At 61.8% G+C, this 20,700-nt stretch carries 21 protein-coding genes; 16 read left to right on the plus strand and 5 right to left on the minus strand.

The features are described 5' to 3' along the window. Window positions 1-36 precede the first annotated feature (36 nt). The 3 genes from CTR2_RS05010 to CTR2_RS05020 all read right to left on the minus strand — a co-directional run bounded on the left by CTR2_RS05010 (window position 37) and on the right by CTR2_RS05020 (window position 4,862). Complete coding sequence (locus tag CTR2_RS05010; protein WP_087084838.1) at window positions 37-936, minus strand: 2OG-Fe(II) oxygenase; 900 nt, start codon at window positions 934-936, stop codon at window positions 37-39. 45 nt (window positions 937-981) lie between these two features. Further along, entirely contained in the window at window positions 982-1,782 is an 801-nt protein-coding gene (yaaA, locus tag CTR2_RS05015; protein ID WP_087084837.1) for a peroxide stress protein YaaA, read from the minus strand. Window positions 1,783-1,889: 107 nt separating this feature from the next. Further along, window positions 1,890-4,862, minus strand: a complete 2,973-nt coding sequence (locus tag CTR2_RS05020; RefSeq protein ID WP_087084836.1) for an Rne/Rng family ribonuclease — start codon at window positions 4,860-4,862, stop codon at window positions 1,890-1,892. A 585-nt stretch (window positions 4,863-5,447) separates the two neighbouring features. Between CTR2_RS05020 and CTR2_RS05025 the strand changes: the two genes are divergently transcribed. From CTR2_RS05025 to CTR2_RS05040, 4 genes are read left to right on the plus strand one after another with little or no spacing between them, the layout of a single operon-like run. Then, window positions 5,448-6,452 (plus strand): RluA family pseudouridine synthase, encoded by a 1,005-nt coding sequence (locus CTR2_RS05025; protein ID WP_034400767.1) that lies wholly within the window; start codon window positions 5,448-5,450, stop codon window positions 6,450-6,452. A gap of 8 nt (window positions 6,453-6,460) precedes the next feature. Continuing rightward, complete coding sequence (locus CTR2_RS05030; protein WP_087084835.1) at window positions 6,461-7,144, plus strand: HAD family hydrolase; 684 nt, start codon at window positions 6,461-6,463, stop codon at window positions 7,142-7,144. Window positions 7,145-7,152: 8 nt separating this feature from the next. After that, window positions 7,153-7,518 carry a Rieske (2Fe-2S) protein gene (locus CTR2_RS05035; RefSeq protein WP_087084834.1) on the plus strand — a complete coding sequence of 122 codons (366 nt, stop codon included), beginning with the start codon at window positions 7,153-7,155 and terminating at the stop codon, window positions 7,516-7,518. A gap of 1 nt (window position 7,519) precedes the next feature. Next, a complete protein-coding gene (locus CTR2_RS05040) occupies window positions 7,520-8,566 on the plus strand; it encodes a S49 family peptidase (RefSeq protein ID WP_087084833.1) in 1,047 nt (348 codons plus the stop codon). A 96-nt stretch (window positions 8,567-8,662) separates the two neighbouring features. On the opposite strand, the gene CTR2_RS05045 is transcribed toward CTR2_RS05040, so the two are convergent. Both CTR2_RS05045 and CTR2_RS05050 read right to left on the minus strand, forming a co-directional pair. Continuing rightward, a complete protein-coding gene (locus CTR2_RS05045) occupies window positions 8,663-9,451 on the minus strand; it encodes an SAM-dependent methyltransferase (RefSeq protein WP_087084832.1) in 789 nt (262 codons plus the stop codon). After that, complete coding sequence (locus CTR2_RS05050; RefSeq protein WP_087084831.1) at window positions 9,448-10,056, minus strand: Maf family nucleotide pyrophosphatase; 609 nt, start codon at window positions 10,054-10,056, stop codon at window positions 9,448-9,450. Before CTR2_RS05050 ends, CTR2_RS05045 begins: the two co-directional genes overlap by 4 nt. A 25-nt stretch (window positions 10,057-10,081) precedes the next feature. Between CTR2_RS05050 and CTR2_RS05055 the strand changes: the two genes are divergently transcribed. The 12 genes from CTR2_RS05055 (at window position 10,082) to CTR2_RS05110 (ending at window position 20,565) form a co-directional block, all read left to right on the plus strand. Then, complete coding sequence (locus CTR2_RS05055) at window positions 10,082-10,636, plus strand: YceD family protein (protein ID WP_087084830.1); 555 nt, start codon at window positions 10,082-10,084, stop codon at window positions 10,634-10,636. Between the two features lie 241 nt (window positions 10,637-10,877). Beyond that, complete coding sequence (gene rpmF, locus CTR2_RS05060; protein WP_003058062.1) at window positions 10,878-11,060, plus strand: 50S ribosomal protein L32; 183 nt, start codon at window positions 10,878-10,880, stop codon at window positions 11,058-11,060. Window positions 11,061-11,257: 197 nt separating this feature from the next. After that, complete coding sequence (gene plsX, locus CTR2_RS05065) at window positions 11,258-12,298, plus strand: phosphate acyltransferase PlsX (RefSeq protein WP_034364877.1); 1,041 nt, start codon at window positions 11,258-11,260, stop codon at window positions 12,296-12,298. Window positions 12,299-12,306: 8 nt separating this feature from the next. Further along, window positions 12,307-13,287 (plus strand): beta-ketoacyl-ACP synthase III, encoded by a 981-nt coding sequence (locus tag CTR2_RS05070; RefSeq protein ID WP_087084829.1) that lies wholly within the window; start codon window positions 12,307-12,309, stop codon window positions 13,285-13,287. A 51-nt stretch (window positions 13,288-13,338) separates the two neighbouring features. Continuing rightward, window positions 13,339-14,283 (plus strand): ACP S-malonyltransferase, encoded by a 945-nt coding sequence (fabD, locus tag CTR2_RS05075; RefSeq protein WP_087084828.1) that lies wholly within the window; start codon window positions 13,339-13,341, stop codon window positions 14,281-14,283. Continuing rightward, window positions 14,280-15,023 carry a 3-oxoacyl-ACP reductase FabG gene (fabG, locus tag CTR2_RS05080; RefSeq protein ID WP_046461207.1) on the plus strand — a complete coding sequence of 248 codons (744 nt, stop codon included), beginning with the start codon at window positions 14,280-14,282 and terminating at the stop codon, window positions 15,021-15,023. The genes fabD and fabG overlap by 4 nt, the downstream gene beginning before the upstream one ends. Window positions 15,024-15,182: 159 nt before the next feature. Then, window positions 15,183-15,422, plus strand: a complete 240-nt coding sequence (gene acpP / locus CTR2_RS05085) for an acyl carrier protein (RefSeq protein ID WP_003058049.1) — start codon at window positions 15,183-15,185, stop codon at window positions 15,420-15,422. Between the two features lie 36 nt (window positions 15,423-15,458). Beyond that, window positions 15,459-16,706, plus strand: a complete 1,248-nt coding sequence (gene fabF, locus CTR2_RS05090; RefSeq protein ID WP_003057981.1) for a beta-ketoacyl-ACP synthase II — start codon at window positions 15,459-15,461, stop codon at window positions 16,704-16,706. Between the two features lie 124 nt (window positions 16,707-16,830). Further along, a complete protein-coding gene (locus CTR2_RS05095; RefSeq protein ID WP_087084827.1) occupies window positions 16,831-17,313 on the plus strand; it encodes a hypothetical protein in 483 nt (160 codons plus the stop codon). A gap of 38 nt (window positions 17,314-17,351) precedes the next feature. Beyond that, window positions 17,352-17,981 (plus strand): RNA polymerase sigma factor RpoE, encoded by a 630-nt coding sequence (rpoE, locus tag CTR2_RS05100; RefSeq protein WP_003064186.1) that lies wholly within the window; start codon window positions 17,352-17,354, stop codon window positions 17,979-17,981. Between the two features lie 27 nt (window positions 17,982-18,008). After that, entirely contained in the window at window positions 18,009-18,797 is a 789-nt protein-coding gene (locus CTR2_RS05105; RefSeq protein ID WP_087085236.1) for a sigma-E factor negative regulatory protein, read from the plus strand. Window positions 18,798-19,056: 259 nt separating this feature from the next. Further along, entirely contained in the window at window positions 19,057-20,565 is a 1,509-nt protein-coding gene (locus CTR2_RS05110; protein WP_087084826.1) for a DegQ family serine endoprotease, read from the plus strand. Window positions 20,566-20,700 lie beyond the last annotated feature (135 nt).

The following is a 20,700-nucleotide window of genomic DNA, read 5'->3' on the forward strand; positions in this document are numbered from 1 at the left end:
TGCTGGCACTTTATGGGTAAGGGCTGGAGCCTGTTTTTATTTGAACTCTCGTTCGCGCAGCCACTTGGTGGCAATCCATTTTTCGCCTTCCAGCACGGGAGCGCCGCCGTGCAGGGTCTTGGTGGCCGGGTCGGGCCGGTTATAGCTGAAGAATACGGCATTGCCACGGCGCGGAACGACCTGCAGCCCTACATCGGGAAAGGTGGTTGCGCCGCCGCGCGCGGGCTCGTTGAGATACATGACCAGGGTTCCCACGCGCTGGCCGCCACGCTTGAGTATGGTCGGCGTGCCGGGCTCGTCGGGTGCGAAGTAATCGTAATGCGGCTTGTATTCGGCGCCTGGGCGGTAGTGCAGCACCTGCATGCCCTCGCCGTTTTCCAGCGGCCAGTTCAGCAGCCTGGCAATGCGCTGCTCCACACGGCCGATAAGATCGTTTTCTCCGCGCTGGAAGAACATGCCATTGCTGGTGCGGTCGTCGTTGACGGCCTCGCCACCGCTCTGGTTGTCCACGGTCAGCGAGCGCCGCATGCGCGGGCGGGCTGCTGCGATGATGGCATCGCACTCCTCGTCGGAGAGCAGATTGCCGAACACCACCACGCGTGGATGGCGCACGCTCATCAGTACATGGACATCGCGATCGCCGGCATGGACGCAGCAGGGATCGGTCAGCAGGTCGGGCTCTGGAACGCCCGACTCATGGACTTGCACTGCCACTTCGGCTTCGGGCCTGGCTGCTGCGAAAGGCAGGGGCAGTTCACCCTCTTCGGGCAGGGCCAGCGCGCGGCGCGCCAGATGCTCGGCCCAGCCAGCCTTGCGCATGGATTGCAGCAGCGATGGCAGCGGCACGCCGGAGGCGCTTTGCGCGCGCACCCATTGCATCAGCTCGGGTGTCAGGCCGGGAGGTGTGACGAACTCGTCTTGGGTGGAGGTGCTCATGTCGACAATGCTAGTGTGCACTGATGCCGATTTCAATGCGCGGCGTCAGTCTTGCAGCTTGCGGCGGAACACCAGCTTGCCGGGCGTGCTGGCCTGCTCGGCCAGCGCATAGCCTTCCAGATCGAACTTGCGCAGGTCGGCCACCTTCCTGGCCTTGTGCTGAACGGCCCAGCGCACCATCAGCCCGCGTGCGCGCTTGGCATGGAAGCTGATGATCTTGTACTTGCCGCCCTTGAAGTCCTCGAAAACGCATTCGACCACGGGGGCCTTGAGTGCCTTGAGATCAACGGCCTTGAAGTATTCCTGCGATGCCAGGTTGACGACAATGCGCTCGGCATGGGCGTCACCGTGCTCGGCTTGAGTGGCACTGCGCTCGTTCAGGTAGTCGGCAATCTGGGTTCCCCAGAACTGATAGAGGTTGCTGCCCTTGGCGTTTTCCAGCCGGGTGCCCATCTCCAGGCGATAGGGCTGCAGCAGGTCCAGCGGGCGCAGCACGCCGTAGAGGCCGCTCAGGATCACGACATGCTCCTGGGCCCAGTCCAGCTCCCTGGGCTTGAGGCTGGCGGCATTCAGACCTTCGTAGACATCGCCATTGAAGGCCAGCACGGCCTGGCGCGAGTTCCTGGTGGTGAACTTGGAACTGAACGCTTCGTAGCGGCCCACATTGAGTACGGCCAGCTTGTCGCTGATGCTCATGAGCTCGGAAATCTGCTGGGGCGATTTCTCGCGCAGCACTGCGATCAGTTCCAGGGGCTGCTTTTTGAAAACCGGCAGCGTGTGCGGCAACTCGGCGGAAACAGGGCTTTCATAGTCCAGCGATTTGGCCGGAGAGATCAGAAACAACATGGCTTGACGTTCACTCAATCAAAGAAAGGGCGCATGAAAAAGGGCCAAGGCCCCATCCACCGAAGTGGACGGTCCCCTTGGCCCTGTGATGCCGGAAGGCAGTCTGCTTAGGCGTTGATACCTGCAGCCTGTTCTTCCTTCTCGAACGGCAGCTGCATCAGGCTCAGATCCTTGCGGGTCTCGACCAGAATCAGCGGGCCTTCGTCGAGCACCACCACGGGCGGGCGCTCGCGCGGAATGCGCACGGGCTTGGGCTCGGCGGCAATCGCAGCCTGGACGGCGGCGATCTTTTCGGCATCGGAGTTGATCCATTCCAGACCCGATGCGGCTGCCAGGGCTTGCAGCTCGTCAATCGGCAGCGCATAGCTCTGAGCCTTGGGCGTTGCGACTGCCGGGGCAGGAGCCTCGGTTTCAGCCACAGGTTCCACAGCGGCAGCCTGAGGCTCTGCGGTAGCCGCAGGTTCTGCTTGCACGGGCTGAGAGAGTTCTGCCACAGGAGCGACAGCCACCGCGGCTTCTGCTGCAACCACGGGCGCCTGCACTTCTGCAGCTACGGGCGCTGGCTCTGCCTGAGCCTGAGGTGCCACAGCATCAAAGTAGCTGCGGCGTGCCGGCTGCTCGTCAGCGTCTGCGGCAGGCACTTCGACCGGGGCCTGGGCTTCGGCAATCTGCTCGGCAGCCTGGCCTTCTGCCTGGGCATCGCGCGGTGCACGGTCGCGGCGGTCACGGCCATAGCGGTCGCGCGAACGGCGCTGACGGGGCTCGCGAGCCTCGCCGCCTTGTGCGCCGTCCTGCACCTGAGCGTCAGAACCTTCGACCTGGGCGGTGTTCAGTACCGCTTCGTCGGACACGGCCTGCATGACGGGCTGGGCATCGGCGTTGCGATTCTGGCGCTCGCGGCGGCCTTCACCACGTTCGCCGCGCTCATTGCGTTCCGCACGCTCACCGCGTTCCTGGCGGTTGCGCTCGGGCTTGGGAGCTGCGTTGAACTCTTCGCCATTCAGCGCGGCTTCTGCCACCTGGGGCTGGCGGTCGTCGCGGCGCTCGTTGCGTTCGCCACCGCGGCGGTTGCCGCGCTCGGGGCGCTGTTGCTGCTCGGGACGCTCGTTGCGTTGCTGCTCATCACGGCCCTGGGCATTGCGGCGGTTGTTGCGGTCACCGCGTTCGCTGCCATTGCGCTCCGCGCTGTTGCGGTCGCTGCGCTCGTTGCGGTCACCGCCACGGCGATTGCGGTCACCGCCACGGCCTTCGCCTCGGCGGCCGTCGCGGCTGCCTTCACGGGCGGCAGGGGCGGGAGCCTCGGCCACGGGAGCGGGCGCTGCCACGGGAGCCGGCGCGCCAAAGCCGAACAGATTCTTGAGCCAGGCAAAGAAGCCTTGCTCGCGCACCACTGGGCGGGCTGCAGCGGGAGCAGGCGTCGCAGCAGCAGCGGCAGCGCGAGGCTGGCGGGGGGGACGAGGCTCGGCAATCGGCGCGGGAGCATCGGGCAGCACTCCCTTGATGACGGGAGTCTGCTTGTTGGTCGGCTCCTGTGAGCGGCGGGTGACGGTGGTCACCTCTTCGGGTTCGTCGGCCAGCTTGTAGCTGGCTTCCATGGATTCCAGGCGCGAGTCATCGTGCTTGAGGCGCTCGAGCTTGTAGTGCGGCGTGTCCATGGACTTGTTGGGCACCATGATCACGTTGACTCGCTGCTTGAGCTCGATCTTGGTGATTTCGCTGCGCTTCTCGTTGAGCAGGAAGGACGCCACTTCCACGGGCACCTGGCAGTGCACGGCGGCCGTGTTGTCCTTCATGGACTCTTCCTGGATGATGCGCAGAATCTGCAGCGCCGAGCTTTCCGTGTCGCGGATGTGGCCCGAGCCGCCGCAGCGTGGGCAGTTGATGTGGGCGCCTTCGGACAAGGCGGGCTTGAGGCGCTGGCGGCTCATTTCCATCAGGCCGAACTTGCTGATGGTGCCGAACTGCACGCGGGCGCGGTCCTGGCGCAGGGCATCGCGCAGGCGGTTTTCCACCTCGCGGCGGTTCTTGGCCTCTTCCATGTCGATGAAGTCGATCACGATCAGGCCGCCCAGGTCGCGCAGGCGCATCTGGCGCGCCACTTCGTCGGCTGCCTCGAGGTTGGTGCGGGTCGCGGTTTCTTCGATATCGCCGCCCTTGATGGCGCGGGCCGAGTTCACGTCCACGGAGACCAGGGCTTCGGTGTGGTCGATCACGATGGCTCCGCCCGAAGGCAGGGTCACGGTGCGCGAGTAGGCGGACTCGATCTGGTGCTCGATCTGGAAGCGCGAGAACAGGGGGGCGTCATCGCGGTAGCGCTTGACGCGTGCAGCGTGCTCGGGCATCACATGTGCCATGAACTGCTGGGCCTGCTCGTAGATGTCATCGGTGTCGATCAGAATGTCGCCGATGTCATTGTTGAAATAGTCGCGGATGGCGCGGATCACCAGGCTGGATTCCTGATAGATCAGGAAAGCACCCTTGGAGGCCTTGGCGGCACCGTCGATGGCGCTCCACAGCTTGAGCAGATAGTTCAGGTCCCACTGCAGCTCGGGGGCCGAGCGGCCGATGCCGGCGGTGCGCGCAATGATGGACATGCCCTTGGGGTACTCGAGCTGGTCCATGGCCTCCTTGAGCTCAGCACGATCCTCGCCCTCGATGCGGCGCGAAACGCCACCGCCACGGGGGTTGTTGGGCATCAGCACCACATAGCGGCCGGCCAGCGAGATGAAGGTGGTCAGGGCTGCGCCCTTGTTGCCGCGCTCTTCCTTTTCGACCTGGACGATCAGCTCCTGACCTTCGCGGATCACGTCGTTGATGCGGGCCTGGCTGGGCGAGACGCCTTCGGCAAAGTATTGCTTGGAGATTTCCTTGAAGGGCAGAAAGCCGTGACGGTCTTCGCCGTAGTCCACAAAGCAGGCTTCGAGAGATGGCTCGACGCGGGTCACGACGGCCTTGTAGATATTGCCCTTGCGTTGTTCGCGACCTTCGATTTCGATCTCGTAGTCCAGCAGCTTCTGGCCGTCCACAATGGCCAGGCGGCGTTCTTCGGACTGCGTCGCGTTAATCAGCATCCGTTTCATGATGCACTTCCTTTATTCGTTTTATGAGGCACGTTGGTCACAGACCAACGCACCTTTGACTGGTAATCAAAGACAGGCTCAACAGGAGCCGTGATGCCAGACGAACGAGTTGAAACGGATGAGGAATCTGGGGCGGTACAGGACGGCGCTACTGGCCTGATCTCAAGTCAGTAGCGGAGGTACAGGCCGGGGGACGAGCGGGAGAGGACGCGCATGCAGACGGGGTACAAAAGAAGCCGACGCGCGTGCTAGGGAGGTGGGTGGTTTCTTCGAGACATGACTCGTCCCGGGGGCCGGCCGTGCCTTGCCCCAGAGGTTGATCAGCAATGTCCAAAAGATCCACATGCTCGTTGAGAGAACCGACAGTTGCAGGCTGCTTTTGCCTGGACAACTGCACGGTATGAGATTCCGTATCAGTGTTTCAATTCGTCAGCCTTTGCCAGGCTCTCACAGGCTGCTGCAGCTCATCTTGACTGCAATTTGCGTGTGCAAAACTGGCGGGCATCGACCTGCCTGTGCGGTGGGAAATGATTGTTTGGACTAAACTCCATGCGAATCAATCACTTACAACTAAGCTCGGCACAGGTGAAACACATTATAGAGGGCAAACCGGCACAGGACCGGTCCCAGAATACGGCCACGGCCTCGGTACGGCTGATCGAGGTCGATGAAGACTCCGCCGGACAGCGACTCGACAACTTTCTCATGCGCCACCTCAAGGGGGTGCCCAAGACCCATGTCTACCGCATCATCCGCAGTGGTGAGGTGCGCATCAACAAGGGGCGCGTGAGTGCAGAGACCCGGGTTCAGCCCGGCGATGTGGTGCGTCTTCCCCCGGTCCGGATTTCCGACAAGGTGGCTGAAAAAGCGGAACGCCCGGCGCCGGCTAAGGACTTTCCCGCACTGTTGGATGACGAACACATGCTTGCATTGTCCAAGCCTGCCGGCGTGGCCGTGCATGGAGGCTCGGGCGTGAGCTTTGGCGTCATCGAGCAACTGCGCCAGGCGCGTCCCGATGCCAAGTTCCTCGAGTTGGTGCACCGGCTGGATCGCGAAACCTCGGGCATTTTGCTGGTCGCCAAAAAGCGTTCCGCACTCATCAATCTGCAGGACCAGTTTCGCGAGCGCGAGACCGGCAAGACCTATCTGGCACTGGTGCAAGGAGCCTGGCCGGCCAACAAGAAGGTCATCGATCTGCCGCTGCACAAGTATCTGCAGGCCGACGGCGAGCGCCGCGTGCGCGTGACCACGGCCGATGACCCGGATGGAATGCGTTCCATCACCCTGGTCAAGGTCAGAAAGCTGATCGAGCCGCGCCCCTTGCAGGGGCTGCCTGCCATGAGTCTGCTGGAGGTGACCATCAAGACGGGTCGTACCCACCAGATCCGAGTGCATCTGTCCTCGCAGGGGCATCCCATCGTGGGCGATGACAAATATGGTGATTTTGATCTCAACCGTCGTGTGCAAAAGCAGGGCCTCAAGCGCATGTTTCTGCACGCCTGGCGGCTACAGTTCAATCATCCCGCCAGCGGCGAGCGTGTCGAGCTGCGCGCCGAGCTGCCGCCGGAGCTGGCGGATTTTGTGAACTGACAGGCTTCATGACTACTGAAAACCATAGCGCCCGGCGACCACGCCGCTTCGATCTGATTGCATTCGACTGGGATGGCACGGTGGCGGATTCCACGGCCATCATCAGTCGCAGCATCCAGGAGGCTGTGCGTGATGTGGGCGGCACCGTGCCCAGCGACGAGCAGGCTGCCTATGTGATCGGCATGGCGCTGATGCCGGCCCTGGCCCGCGCGGCACCCGATGTGCCGCCCGAAAAATATCCTGAGCTGGCCAATCGCTATCGCTTTCACTTCTTCAAGCATCAGGACGATATCTGTGTGTTTGACGGCATATTGCCGCTGCTTGCCGAGCTGCGCGAGCGCGGTCACTGGCTGACCGTGGCCACGGGCAAGAGCCGCATGGGGCTCAATCATGCGCTGCAGGATCCGCAGCTCAAGGGATTGTTCGACGGTTCGCGCACGGCCGATGAGACCGCCGGCAAGCCCAGTCCGCTGATGCTGCACGAGCTGATGGCCGAATTCGGTGTGGAGCCCGAGCGAACGCTAATGATTGGCGACACCACGCACGATTTGCAGATGGCGCAGAATGCCGGCTGTGCCTGTGTGGGGGTGTCCTATGGTGCCCATGCTCCCGACGGCTTTGCCCAGTTCGGTCCGCTGTTCGTGGCCGACTCCGCAGCGCAGCTGCGGGTCTGGCTGCTGGCCAACGCGTGAGGGCGGCCATGACCGAGACCGTGGAGCTGTGTGCCAGTGCCGATCTCGTCGACGGCGGCCGGGCCGTGGGCTTCGAGTTGCTCTATGCGGGTCAGAGCAGCCGCGCTTTTGCCATCCGCTACCAGGGGCAGGTCTATGCCTATCTGAACCGCTGCAGCCACATCCCCATGGAAATGGACTACCAGGAAGGTCAGTTTTTTGACGATTCCGGTCGCTGGCTGTTGTGTTCTACCCACGGAGCTGCCTACGAACCTGACAGCGGTGCCTGTGCAGGCGGTCCTTGCCGTGGTGGGCTGGTAAAAATCGCCTTGAGCGAAAGCGGCGGCTTGGTGCACTGGCATACTGGGCCACAACTGAAACCTCTGAAGTTTTGAGATGAGTACTCCTGACAACCATGATTCCCAGTCGCATGTGACGCCGGGCGCGGACCTGTGGTCCAAGGCGCCTGCCGCGTCCGCTGAGGCGCCCGCTGCCGCGGCCAAGGCCTCGGGGAACGGGGGCTGGGAGCGCGATGTGCTGGAAAAGCTGGTGTTCGCCTCCATCAAGGAGCAGCGGGCGGCGCGGCGCTGGCGCTTTTTCAGCCGTCTGCTGTGGTCCGTGGTGGTGCTGCTGGTGCTGTGGGCGGTGTTCTTCAAGGACACGGCCACCAAGACCAGCACCTCGCCGCATACCGCGGTGGTCGAGATCAAGGGCGAGATCGCCTCGGGAGCGGACGCCAGCGCCGAGTTCGTGGTGGCTGCCATGCGCAGCGCCTTTGAAGATTCGGGCTCGCGCGCCGTGGTGCTGCTGATCAACTCGCCCGGCGGCAGCCCCGTGCAGGCAGGCATCATCAACGACGAGATGACGCGTCTCAAGGCCAAGTACAACAAGCCTCTGTATGCGGTGGTCGAGGAGTCTTGCGCCTCGGCGGCCTACTACATTGCGGCGGCGGCTGACGAAATCTTCGTCGACAAGGCCAGCATCGTGGGCAGCATCGGCGTGCTCATGGACGGCTTTGGCTTCACCGGCGTGATGGACAAGGTGGGGGTGGAGCGCCGACTGCTGACGGCTGGCGAGAACAAGGGCTTTCTCGATCCGTTCAGCCCCATGTCGGCGCAGCAAAAGGAATTTGCGCTGCAGATGCTGGAGCAGATTCACCAGCAGTTCATCGGCGTGGTCAAGGCCGGCCGTGGCGACCGTCTGCATGAAACCCCCGAAATGTTCAGCGGACTGTTCTGGACCGGCCAGCAGGCCGTGGATCTGGGCCTGGCCGACAAGCTGGGCAGCCTCGACTATGTGGCGCGTGAGGTAGTCAAGGCCGAGGAAGTCATCGACTACACCCGCCGCGACAATGTGGCCGAGCGCCTGGCCAAGCGCTTTGGCGCCGCCATCGGCGAGGGATCGGTCAAAGCCATGCGCGGCCTGGTGCCAAGCATTCGCTGATCAAACATCAGAGGGCTGCTGGACTCTCTGGATAAGCGCTGGTAGCTATAAAAAAAGCCTGCGGTATTGGCCGCAGGCTTTTTTGTTTCTTGGAGTTCAACGGCCTATGGCGAACACCACAGGCGTGCGGTTGTCGGGAGGCGCGTTGCGCTGGCGCCATTCGCGCACCAGGTGGCTTTCAATGCGTGCAGTCTCCAGCGTCAATCCGCTGGCCAGGGCCAGCCGGGTATTCGGCTGCAAGGTTTGCAGCAAGGCCTGCCAGAGGGCGGCATTGCGATAAGGCGTTTCGATGAACTGCTGGGTCTGGCCATGGCGCAGGGCCAGGCTCTCCAGTTCCTTGATGCGGGCCGTTCGCTCGGTGCCATCCTGGGGCACATAGCCGACAAAGGCGAAGTTCTGGCCGTTGAGGCCGCTGGCCGCCAGGCCCAGCAGCAGCGAGACCGGTCCCGTCAGCGGCACGACGCGAATGCCCAGATCATGGGCGGCACGCACGATGGAGCTGCCGGGGTCGGCCACTGCGGGCATGCCCGCCTCGCTGATCAAACCCATGTCCTGCCCGGCCAGAGCCGGTGCCAGCAGGGGCTTGGGGTCGAAGACGGCGCCGCCCTTGTTGCCGTGGTCGCCTTTTTTGTGGGCTTCGCGTGGCAACTCTGCAATGTTCTGGGCCTGCAGCGGCGCAGCCAGCGGGAACAAGGCGTCGATGCGCTTGAGGTAGGCGCGTGCGGTCTTGGCGTTTTCGCTGATCCAGTGAGTCAGAGAGGCGGCGCGGCGCAGCGTGCCCTCAGGCAGCACCTCGGTCAAAGCGGTCTGGCTTTCGCAGCCGAAATCGAGTGGAGCAGGTACCAGATAAAGGGTACCTGCTTTGCTTTTCGATGTTTCACTCATGGCAGAACCACTCCTGCGGCACGCAGCAGCTGGCAGGTGCGGATCAGCGGCAGCCCTATCAGTGCCGTGGGGTCGTCGCTGACGATGGCATCCAGCAGGGCGATGCCCAGGCCTTCGCTCTTGGCCGAGCCTGCACAGTCATAGGGTTGCTCGGCGCGCAGATAGCGCTCGATCTCGACATCGCTCAGTTCACGAAAGCGCACTTGCACCGTGACCACGCTGGATTCCGTGAAGCCGGTTTCGGCACAGCTCACGCAGACGCCGGTGTGGAAATTCATCTGGCGGCCGCTCATCTGGCGCAGCTGTTCGGTGGCGCGCTCGTGGGTGCCGGGCTTGGACAGGGGCTGGCCATCGAGCTCGGGTACTTGGTCGGAGCCGATCACAATGGCGCCGGGGTGCAACTGGGCCACGGCCTGTGCCTTGGCTATGGCCAGACGCAGACTCAGATCGTGGGGTGTTTCGCCGCTGAGCGGGGTTTCATCCACTTCGGGAGACACCGTCTCGAACGGTAGTTGCAGGCGGCTGAGCAGCTCACGGCGGTAGCGCGAGGTGGAGCCAAGAATCAATGGACGCTCAAGTCGTCCGGCAATCAATAAGTCGGGCATTGCGGGATTCTCTTACACTGGCTGCATGAGCAAGGATTTTTCTGCGACCCGGCTGGATGTGCGTGCTTTCGCGCAGGCTGCAGGTCATCTGCATGGTCAGGCACCATTGTCGGACTTCAAGCGTCTGGCGGCCGATGCGTTGGCGATTACCGGCGAACAGCCCTTGGTGCACTGGGAGGCCGAAGGCGAACTGGTGGAGCAAAAAGGCGGCAGCGGCCACGTATGGCTGCATCTGAGTGCCGAGGTGGCTTTGCCGCTGACCTGCCAGCGCTGCCTGACCGAGGCCGATATTCCCCTTTACGTGGATCGGTCATTTCGCTTCGTTCCGGACGAAGCGACGGCAGAACTGGAAGATGATGACAGCGATGAGGATGTGCTGGCATTGAGCAGCGAGTTCAATCTGCTGGAGCTGATCGAGGACGAGTTGCTGATGGAAGTGCCTGTAGTGCCTCGCCATGAGGTCTGCCCGGTCCCCGTCAAGCTGGAGGTCAGCGATGACGCCTTCGAGCAGGCCAACGAGCAAAAGGAAAACCCTTTTGCCGTGCTGCAATCTCTCAATGTAGGCAAGTCTGCCGACTGATCCATCCCATAGCACGGTGGGGATTTGATTTTGCCTGGGCCGCGAAAAGCGTTTGCGCTATAATCGTGAGCTTCGCGCGAAACCCCCTCGTGTCTTTAATGGGCTGATCGCGTTTTTTTAGGACTTGCACGGACAAGGGCGCACTCTTACTCTCGGTAGGTGCGTCGAAAGGCAGAGTTTTTTGCCCGGTCTTGCTGTGTGAGTCGTGTTACCAACCCTTTCAAGATACACAGGAGCCATCATGGCTGTTCAGCAAAACAAGAAGTCTCCCTCCAAGCGCGGCATGCACCGTTCGCACAATGCACTGAATGTGCCTGGCATCGCTGTTGAAGCCACTACCGGCGAGACACACCTGCGCCACCACATCAGCCCCAACGGCGTGTACCGTGGCCGTCAAGTGCTGAAGAACAAGTCCGAAGCCTAAGCGACGACTGCATTCGCAAAGCCTGTTGCTACATTTTTTGTAGCAACAGGCTTTTGTTTTTATGGGAGATATTTGCAAAGCCTGTCATGACAGGCCTTGCTGCAAAATCTCAACGCTGGTTTTGCAAATAGCTTCTGTTGTGGTCCTCGGATCCTTCAATTCATCATCCCAAGCCTAATTGGATTTGTCAGTCGCCCATGATTAATTTGGCTGTTGACTGCATGGGGGGCGATCATGGCCCCCGCGTCACGCTGGCCGCGTGCCGTCAGTTTCTGAATTCACACCCCGATGCGCATCTGCTGCTGGTCGGCAAGGCCGAGGAGTTGGCCGGCTTCAAGCATGAGCGCGTGACCATTGTTCCCGCCACGGAGGTGGTGAGCATGGATGATCCTGTGGAAATAGCGCTGCGCAAGAAAAAGGACTCGTCCATGCGCGTGGCTGTACAGCAGGTCAAGAATGGTGCGGCTCAGGCTGCAGTGTCGGCGGGCAATACCGGGGCGCTGATGGCGATCTCGCGCTATCTGCTCAAGACGCTGGATGGCATTGACCGTCCGGCCATTGCCTTTGGTTTGCCCAATGCCAAGGGCAGTGACACCACCATGCTGGATCTGGGGGCCAATGTGGACTGCACGGCAGAGCACCTGCTGCAGTTTGCGGTCATGGGTTCGGCCCTGGTGTCTGCGCTCAAGAATACGGAGGCGCCCAGTGTCGGCCTGCTCAATATCGGTGAAGAGCTGATCAAGGGCAGCGAAGTCATCAAGCGTGCCGGCGAGCTGCTGCGCGCTGCAGGTGATGCGGGCAATCTCAACTTCTACGGAAATGTGGAAGGCAACGACACCTTCAAGGGTGTGGTGGACATTGTCGTGTGCGATGGTTTCGTTGGTAACGTTGCACTCAAGACCACCGAGGGGGTTGCCTCGATGATCTCGGGAATTCTCAAGGAAGAGTTCAAGCGCAACATCTTCACCAAGATTGCTGCCATCATTGCCTATCCGGTGTTATCTGCGTTGATGAAGCGTGTTGATCATCGTCGTTACAACGGCGCTGCGTTGCTGGGTCTGCGCGGGCTGGTCTTCAAAAGCCATGGCTCGGCTGATGCAATGGCATTCGAGCATGCTTTGAACCGCGCGTATGATGCGGCACGCAACAACCTGCTTGACCGTGTCCGCAGCCGTATTGCTGCTGCCGCACCTTTGCTGCTGGCAGCGCAGACGGAATCTGGAACTTCGGCGCCCTGATAGAAGACATGAGACGCTACGCACGCATCATTGGCACCGGCAGTTACCTGCCGCCCCGCCGCCTGACCAATCACGACCTCGCAGCCGAGCTGGCTCAGCGCGGACTGGAAACCTCGGACGAGTGGATCGTCGAGCGCACCGGTATTCGTGCACGCCACTTTGCCGAGCCCGATGTGACCAGCAGCGACCTGGCTCTTGAGGCCAGCCGCAAGGCCATCGAGGCCGCAGGCATCGAGGCTTCGGATATCGATCTGATCATTGTCGCCACGTCCACTCCGGACATGGTGTTTCCCTCGACGGCAGCCATCCTGCAGCACAAGCTGGGCATCAGCAATGGCTGCCCGGCCTTCGATGTGCAGGCCGTGTGCAGCGGTTTCGTCTATGCACTGACGGTGGCCGATTCCATGATCCAGACCGGCGCTGCCAAGCGCGTGCTGGTGGTGGGCTCCGAAGTCTTCAGCCGTATCCTGGATTTCAACGACCGCACGACCTGCGTGCTGTTCGGTGATGGCGCTGGCGCCGTGGTGCTGGAGGCCTCCGACGAGCCAGGCATCCTGTCCACCGAATTGCACGCCGATGGCAGCCATGTCGGCATTCTCTGCGTGCCGGGCAATGTCTCCGGCGGCAATGTGCTGGGTGACCCCCTGCTCAAGATGGATGGTCAGGCTGTCTTCAAGCTGGCTGTGAGCGTGCTGGACAAGGCGGCTCGCTCCGCGCTGGAAAAAGCGGGTCTGACGGATGCCGACATCGATTGGCTGATCCCGCACCAGGCCAATATCCGCATCATGCAAAGCACGGCGCGCAAGCTCAAGCTGTCCATGGACAAGGTGGTGGTGACCGTCGATCAGCATGGCAACACCTCGGCGGCCTCGATTCCTCTGGCACTCGATCACGGTGTACGCAGCGGACAGGTCAAAAAAGGCCAGACCGTCCTGCTCGAAGGGGTTGGCGGTGGCTTCACCTGGGGTGCGGTGCTCCTCAAGATGTAGCTGTAGACGCAATATAAATAAGCGTTTCAGGCAATTTTTATACTAAGAAATATGAAGAAATTCGCATTTGTATTTCCTGGCCAGGGTTCGCAGTCCGTGGGCATGCTGGATGGCTGGGGGGATCATCCCGTCGTGGCTCAGACTGTGGCCGAAGCCTCCGAGGCTCTGGGCGAGGATGTGGGTCTGCTGATCAAGCAAGGTCCCAAGGAAGCTCTGGCGCTGACCACCAATACCCAGCCCGTGATGCTGGTTGCCGGTGTTGCGGCCTGGCGTGTCTGGCAGGCAGAAGGCGGTGCGTTGCCCGATGCCGTGGCCGGCCACTCCCTGGGTGAATACTCGGCGCTGGTCGCTTCCGGCGTGCTGACGCTGGCTCAGGCAGCTCCGCTGGTGCGTCTGCGTGCTGCTGCCATGCAGGATGCCGTGCCCGTTGGCACGGGCGGCATGGCTGCCGTGCTGGCGCTGGATGCGGATAAGGTCAAGGCGGTCTGTGCCGAAGTGACGGCCCAGCTGGGCGGTGCCGAAGTGGTGGAGGCCGTGAACTTCAACGACCCTGGTCAGACAGTGATCGCCGGCAGCAAGCTGGCCGTTGAGAAGGCCTGCGAAGCGGTCAAGGCTGCTGGCGCCAAGCGTGCTCTGCCTCTGCCCGTGTCCGCGCCTTTCCACTCCAGTCTGATGAAGCCTGCTGCTGAAAAGCTCAAGGCTGCGCTGGCCGAACTGACGCTGGCCGCACCTCAGATTCCCGTCATCAACAATATCGACGTCACCGTCCAAACGGATGCCGATGCGATTCGCGATGCCCTGTATCGTCAGGCCTTTGGGCCGGTGCGCTGGGTGGAGTGCGTCCAGGCCATCAAGGCTCGCGGCGTGACCCATATCGTGGAATGTGGACCCGGCAAGGTGCTGGCCGGCATGGTCAAGCGTATTGACGCCGACCTGACGGGTGTTCCCCTGTTTGATACAGCCACCCTGGCTGACGTGAAAGAATTGCTCGCATGACTGATAACCAGACCAAGCCCCAGGTTGCCCTGGTCACCGGTGCCACCCGTGGCATTGGTGCCGCCATCGCGCAGGAGCTGGCCTCCAAGGGCTATCAAGTGATTGGCACGGCCACATCGGATGCCGGTGCTGAAAAGATCAGCCAGGCTCTGTCTGCCTTCGGTGGCCGTGGTGTCACGCTGAACGTGACCGACGGCGCTGCCGTGGATGCCCTGATCGACTCCATCGTCAAGAATGACGGCGGCCTGCATGTGCTGGTCAACAACGCAGGTATTACCCGCGATACCCTGGCAATGCGCATGAAGGATGACGATTGGGATGCCGTCACCGACACCAATCTGAAGGCTGTTTTCCGAGTCAGCCGTGCGGCTATTCGTCCCATGATGAAGCAGCGTTTCGGCCGCATCATCAGCATCACCAGCGTGGTTGGTGCCTCGGGCAATGCCGGTCAGGCCAACTACGCTGCAGCCAAGGCTGGCGTAGCTGGCATGACCCGTGCTCTGGCCAAGGAGCTGGGCAGCCGCGGCATCACCGTGAACTGTGTGGCTCCGGGCTTCATCGCCACGGACATGACGGCAGATCTGCCAGAGGCGCAGAAGGCTGCGCTCAAGGCACAGATCGCCATGGGTGATCTGGGTCAGCCCAGCGACATCGCGCATGCCGTGGCCTATCTGGCCTCTGTCGGCGCTGGCTATGTGACGGGGCAGGAACTGCACGTCAACGGCGGCATGTACATGTAAGAAATTTCGGCAGTTTGCGTGGTGTTTGCCGCACTTGCTGCCAGAAGCTGAACACTTTTGCAAGTTCAGTGGCCGTTTCCTCGCGACGGCCAGCCGCCAAGGGGCTTCTCCCGAAACGGCTAGAATCGCGGGTTCATTCACAACCCCCTGAGGGAAACCATGAGCGATATCGAAGCACGTGTCAAAAAAATCATTGCCGAACAACTCGGCGTTGAAGAGTCCCAAGTGACCAACGAAAAGGCCTTCGTGGCTGACCTGGGCGCTGACTCCCTGGACACAGTGGAACTGGTGATGGCCCTGGAAGATGAATTCGGCATCGAGATCCCTGACGAAGACGCAGAGAAGATCACGACGGTGCAAAACGCCATCGACTACGCCAATACCCACCAAAAGGCCTAAGGTCTTTTTTCAGCGATCAGTTAAAGGTTTGAACGCATGAGCCGTCGTCGCGTTGTCGTGACCGGTCTGGGCTGCATCTCCCCCGTGGGTAACACGGTGGGCGAAGCCTGGGCCAATCTTTTGGCCGGCCAGTCCGGTATTGACCTCATCACCAAGTTCGATGCGTCGAACTTCTCCTGCAAGATTGCAGGTGAGGTCAAGGGATTTGATGTGGAGAAATACATGAGCGCCAAAGATGCGCGCTCCATGGATACCTTCATTCATTACGGCATCGCGGCTGCGGAGCAAGCCGTTCTGGACGCAGGCCTGCCCACAGGTGAAGCCCTGTCCGAAGACCTGGCCACACGCATTGCCTGCGTGATCGGCTCGGGCATTGGCGGCCTGCCGCTGATCGAGAACACTCACGCAGAACTGGCTGCCCGCGGTCCTCGCCGCATCACGCCGTTCTTCGTGCCTGCTTCCATCATCAATATGGTGGCAGGGCATGTGTCCATGCGATTTGGCTTCAAGGGGCCGAATCTGTCGATAGTGACAGCCTGCACCACAGGCCTGCACTGCATCGGCGAAGCCGGACGCATGATCGAATACGGCGATGCAGACATCGTCGTGGCCGGTGGCACGGAAGCCACTGTTTCGCCTCTGGGTGTGGGCGGCTTTGCTGCCATGCGTGCGCTGTCAACGCGCAACGACGACCCCAAGGCTGCCTCGCGCCCCTGGGACAAGGACCGTGACGGTTTTGTACTCGGCGAAGGTGCCGGCGTGCTGGTGCTCGAAGAGTACGAACACGCCAAGGCCCGTGGCGCCAAGATTTACGCGGAGCTGGCAGGCTTTGGCATGAGTGCCGACGCCGGTCACATGACCGCACCCAATATGGACGGCCCGCGCCGTGCCATGCTCAACGCTTTGCGCAATGCCGGTGTGAACCAGGATCAGGTCAACTACCTGAACGCGCACGGCACGTCCACGCCGCTGGGCGATGCGAACGAGTCCAATGCCATCAAGGCGGCCATGGGCGAGTTTGCGAAGAAGAATCTGGTGGTCAGCTCGACCAAGTCCATGACGGGTCACCTGCTGGGTGGCGCGGGCGGCATCGAGAGCGTTTTCACCGTGATGGCGCTGCACGACCAGAAGATTCCTCCGACCATCAACCTGATCAACCAGGATCCCGAGTGCGATCTGGACTATTGCGCCAACACGGCGCGTGACGCCAAGCTGGAAGTTGCCGTGAAGAACAACTTCGGTTTCGGTGGCACCAACGGCACGCTGGTCTTCAAGCGCGTTTAAGCCGCTTCGAGCCGTTTCTGCACAAGCCCGCACAGGCCCTGGCCTTGCGGGCTTTGTTCCATGTGCGGCTTGATCGTGCTTTCCCTAGCTTTGCGGCAGCCGGGTTTTCGCACATGGTCTGCTCATGAGTGCCCGCTACCATGCTCCCGCAGTTGCCTACGCCTTCGAGCGGCCAGTCTGGGCCGCCGTGGCGCTGCTGCTGATTGGGGCTGGTCTGTTGACGGCCCTGCTGGCCTGGTGCCTGCAGGCCAGGGGGAACGGTCTGCAACTGCTGCTGACCCTGCCGGCCCTGATGCTGGCTGCGACGCTGCTTTGCGCGCAGTGGCGGAACTGGCCCCAAGGACGTCTGCTCTGGAATGGCGAGCATTGGTTGCTGGAGGCCGAAAACCTGCCAACTGCACAGTCATTGCCCGTGCGGTTGGGAGTGGGGTTTGATGGCGGCCACTGGCTTTGGCTCAGCGTTTCCGATGTTCTGGTGCTCAGGGCCAAGGGCGGCAGGCGCAGGGTGCTATGGATTTTCCTGTCTCAGCGACACAGCCCCGAGCAATGGGGAGACTTGCGGCGTGCGGTATATTCCTCCATCGTGCCGCTGGCAGAGCAAGGCTAGGCCTTCGCCGGTTATGGCAGCACGCCGCTTGGCCTTTCATGACACCACCCGATTTTCCCACTCCCTCTGCCGACAGCGATCTGGCTCTGGTCGAACGAGCCAATGCTGGCGACACACGGGCTTTTGAGCTGCTGGTCATCAAATACCAGCGTCGCATCGAACGTCTGGTGGGCCGCATGGTGCGCGATGTCGATCTGGTGCCTGACATCACGCAGGAAACCTTCATCCGCGCCTACAAGGCCTTGCACCAGTTCCGCGGCGAGGCCCAGTTCTACACCTGGCTGTACCGCATTGCCGTCAATACGGCCAAGAAGGCCTTGATGGAAATGCATCGCTCGCCGGTGATGACGGAGAGCGCGTTACACACTGGGGATGATGAGGATGAAACTTCTGTTCACAGACAGGAACTAACGACTCAGGAAACCCCGGAAACAGTGTTGGCGGCGCGTGAAATTGCCGAAGCCGTCAATGCCGCCATGGAGGCTTTGCCCGAGGATTTGCGCCAGGCGGTCACGCTGCGCGAAATCGAGGGGCTCAGCTATGAGGAAATCGCGCAGGCGATGGACTGTCCCATAGGTACGGTGCGCTCGCGCATCTTTCGGGCACGCGAGGCGATTTCGGCCAGGGTCAAGCCCTTGCTGGAGCGCCAGGGTGGAAAGCGTTGGTAGTACAGGCAAGACGAGCAGGTGAACTTCATGAATGACGATCTGATCAAGCAGGAACAGTTGTCGGCACTGGTGGATGGCGAGGCTTCCTCGTTCCAGATGCAGGCCGTGCTCTCCTATGCGGAAAGCGACGAAGGCCAGCAGTCCTGGGCCATGTACCACCTGATTGGCGATGTGCTGCGTTCTCCCGAGTTGGCACATCACAGTCAGCACGATATTTTGAGCGGTGTGCGCGCGCATATGGAGCGCGAGCCGATCCGCGGCATTCATCTGCCCGGTGTGACCGCGGATGCGGCCAGTTCACTGAGTGTGGGCGGTCTGGAGCAGATCACAGCTGCCGAGGAGCGTGGGCAGGCGCTGGGCAATGGCGCAACCCTGGTCAGCCTGCCTGCCCGCCAGGCAGCCAATGCATCGGTCTTCCGCTGGAAGATGGCAGCCGGCTTTGCCTCGGTTGCTGCCGTGGCCGCCGTTGGTTGGGGGGTCATGATTGCGGGCTCGGGGGGACTGTACGGTCGCCAGGGGGGGGTGCAGCTCGCTGCTCTCAGCCCGAATGTCGTAGTGGCCGCTGCGCCCGCCGCATCGCTGGGCTTGAGTCAGCCCGGTTCGGGTGGTGAAGAGACCGCCATGCCCTTGGGTTCGGAAGCCCAGTCCTCCACCGTGGTGGCCGTTGCTGGTCCCAACGGCCAGACCGTGATGCTGCGTGATCCGCGTCTGGACGAACTGCTGGCTTCTCACCCTCAGCAAAGCAGCGCGCCCAATCTGCAGATGCCTGCCAGCTTTTTGCGCAATGCAAGCTTTGCCACGGCGACCCGCCATTGATGTTTCGGGGTATGGCAGTCCTCAGTCGGGATTCATGGTTTTCAGGCCTTGAGTCTTGTGCAGACTACGCAAGCTGCTATTGATTTCAATACAGTTGACCGCAGATGCTGTCTCATCTGCGGTCAACTCAATGGGGCAGGGCACTTTCGGCCGATGCCGGCTTTTGCCAGAATGAACGCTCGATGCTCCCTCCCGCCTCTCCCATGCGTCTGATTTCACGACCGCTTGTGTCAGACGATTCGAACAAGGAATAGAAACGATGCGCACACCCGCCCGGATGACGCTCAAGTCCCGTGTTTCGGCTACAGCCCTGGCCAGCGCCATGGCGGTCGCGGCCCTGGCCGCAGGAGCCATGCTGCCGGTCACCGCCGCTCATGCCCAAAGTGCAGCAACGGCGCGCGGCCTGCCGGACTTCACGGATCTGGTCGATCAGGTCGGCCCTTCGGTGGTCAACATCCGTACGCTGGAGAAGGTCTCCAACAACAGCGCCGAAGCTCTGGGCATGGATGAAGACATGCTGGAGTTCTTCCGCCGCTTCGGCCTGCCCGTGCCCAATGTGCCGCGTCAGCGCACGCCCAAGGGCGGTCAGTCCGAGGAAGAGCAGCCGCGTGGCGTGGGTTCGGGCTTCGTCCTCACCGCCGATGGCTATGTGATGACCAATGCCCATGTGGTCGATGGCGCCGACGAGGTCATCGTCACGCTGACCGACAAACGCGAGTTCAAGGCAAAAATAGTCGGTGCGGACAAGCGCACCGATGTGGCCGTGGTCAAGATCGATGCCAAAGGCCTTCCCGCAGTCAAGATAGGCGATGTGAGCAAGCTGCGCGTGGGCGAGTGGGTCATGGCGATTGGCTCGCCCTTCGGACTCGAAAACTCGGTGACGGCCGGCATTGTCTCGGCCAAGCAGCGCGATACCGGCGACTATCTGCCCTTCATCCAGACCGATGTGGCCATCAACCCCGGCAACTCGGGTGGCCCGCTGATCAATATGCGTGGCGAGGTGGTGGGGATCAACAGCCAGATCTACTCGCGCTCGGGCGGCTTCATGGGCATCAGCTTTGCAATTCCCGTGGATGAAGCGATCCGTGTCAGCGATCAGTTGCGTGCCACCGGCAAGGTCACGCGCGGCCGTATCGGCGTGCAGATCGGCCCCGTGACCAAGGATGTGGCCGAGTCCATCGGCCTTGGCAAGCCCGAGGGCGCACTGGTGTCGGCTGTCGAGCCGGACTCTCCTGCGGCCAAGGCCGGTGTGGAGCCGGGCGACGTTATCACCAAGTTCGATGGCAAGGCCATCGAGAAGGTCTCCGATCTGCCGCGTCTCGTGGGCAATACCAAGCCCGGCACCAAGAGCACCATCACCGTGCTGCGCCGCGGCAAGCTCAAGGAGCTGAGCATGGTGATTGCCGAAGTGCCTTCCGACGAATCTGCCAAGGCCAAGGCCAAGGCCGGCAGCGGTGGGACAGGCAAGACTTCTCCCGCCGGCACGCTGGAGAACAAGGCTCTGGGCCTGACGCTGAGCGAGCTGACGGCTGCGCAGAAGAAGGAGCTGGCCATCAAGGGCGGCGTGCGCGTGTCGGCTGCGGTGGATGCTGCGGCCCGTGCCGGCCTGCGTGAAGGCGACGTGATTCTGCAATTGGCGAATGTGGAAGTCTCCGATCTTAAGAGCTTCGAGGCCGCATGGGCCAAGGCCGACAAGTCCAAGCCCGTCAATGTACTGGTGCGCCGTGGTGACTGGGCGCAGTATGTGCTGATTCGCCCTGCCAAATAACTGTGGTGAAAAGCCTGCATGGGCTTGTTGCCATTTCGTGATCTGAAATGACAACAAGCCCTCAGGCTGTCAGTGCCCCTATGCCATTGGGTAGAATCCCACGCAAATGCATGGTGGTTGGACGCAAAAAATCAC

The organism is Comamonas thiooxydans (assembly GCF_002157685.2).
Classification (GTDB): domain Bacteria; phylum Pseudomonadota; class Gammaproteobacteria; order Burkholderiales; family Burkholderiaceae_C; genus Comamonas; species Comamonas testosteroni_H.

Bases quoted from the DNA above. Each gene is read 5' to 3' on its own strand.
- fabF (WP_003057981.1), top strand. From the start codon at position 15,459: ATGAGCCGTCGTCGCGTTGTCGTGACCGGTCTGGGCTGCATCTCCCCC.
- CTR2_RS05105 (WP_087085236.1), top strand. From the start codon at position 18,009: ATGAATGACGATCTGATCAAGCAGGAACAGTTGTCGGCACTGGTGGAT.
- rpmF (WP_003058062.1), top strand. From the start codon at position 10,878: ATGGCTGTTCAGCAAAACAAGAAGTCTCCCTCCAAGCGCGGCATGCAC.
- CTR2_RS05095 (WP_087084827.1), top strand. From the start codon at position 16,831: ATGAGTGCCCGCTACCATGCTCCCGCAGTTGCCTACGCCTTCGAGCGG.
- CTR2_RS05030 (WP_087084835.1), top strand. From the start codon at position 6,461: ATGACTACTGAAAACCATAGCGCCCGGCGACCACGCCGCTTCGATCTG.
- plsX (WP_034364877.1), top strand. From the start codon at position 11,258: ATGATTAATTTGGCTGTTGACTGCATGGGGGGCGATCATGGCCCCCGC.
- fabG (WP_046461207.1), top strand. From the start codon at position 14,280: ATGACTGATAACCAGACCAAGCCCCAGGTTGCCCTGGTCACCGGTGCC.
- CTR2_RS05050 (WP_087084831.1), bottom strand. From the start codon at position 10,056: ATGCCCGACTTATTGATTGCCGGACGACTTGAGCGTCCATTGATTCTT.
- CTR2_RS05045 (WP_087084832.1), bottom strand. From the start codon at position 9,451: ATGAGTGAAACATCGAAAAGCAAAGCAGGTACCCTTTATCTGGTACCT.
- CTR2_RS05055 (WP_087084830.1), top strand. From the start codon at position 10,082: ATGAGCAAGGATTTTTCTGCGACCCGGCTGGATGTGCGTGCTTTCGCG.
- CTR2_RS05020 (WP_087084836.1), bottom strand. From the start codon at position 4,862: ATGAAACGGATGCTGATTAACGCGACGCAGTCCGAAGAACGCCGCCTG.
- CTR2_RS05070 (WP_087084829.1), top strand. From the start codon at position 12,307: ATGAGACGCTACGCACGCATCATTGGCACCGGCAGTTACCTGCCGCCC.
- yaaA (WP_087084837.1), bottom strand. From the start codon at position 1,782: ATGTTGTTTCTGATCTCTCCGGCCAAATCGCTGGACTATGAAAGCCCT.
- fabD (WP_087084828.1), top strand. From the start codon at position 13,339: ATGAAGAAATTCGCATTTGTATTTCCTGGCCAGGGTTCGCAGTCCGTG.
- CTR2_RS05040 (WP_087084833.1), top strand. From the start codon at position 7,520: ATGAGTACTCCTGACAACCATGATTCCCAGTCGCATGTGACGCCGGGC.
- rpoE (WP_003064186.1), top strand. From the start codon at position 17,352: ATGACACCACCCGATTTTCCCACTCCCTCTGCCGACAGCGATCTGGCT.
- CTR2_RS05010 (WP_087084838.1), bottom strand. From the start codon at position 936: ATGAGCACCTCCACCCAAGACGAGTTCGTCACACCTCCCGGCCTGACA.
- CTR2_RS05110 (WP_087084826.1), top strand. From the start codon at position 19,057: ATGCGCACACCCGCCCGGATGACGCTCAAGTCCCGTGTTTCGGCTACA.
- acpP (WP_003058049.1), top strand. From the start codon at position 15,183: ATGAGCGATATCGAAGCACGTGTCAAAAAAATCATTGCCGAACAACTC.
- CTR2_RS05035 (WP_087084834.1), top strand. From the start codon at position 7,153: ATGACCGAGACCGTGGAGCTGTGTGCCAGTGCCGATCTCGTCGACGGC.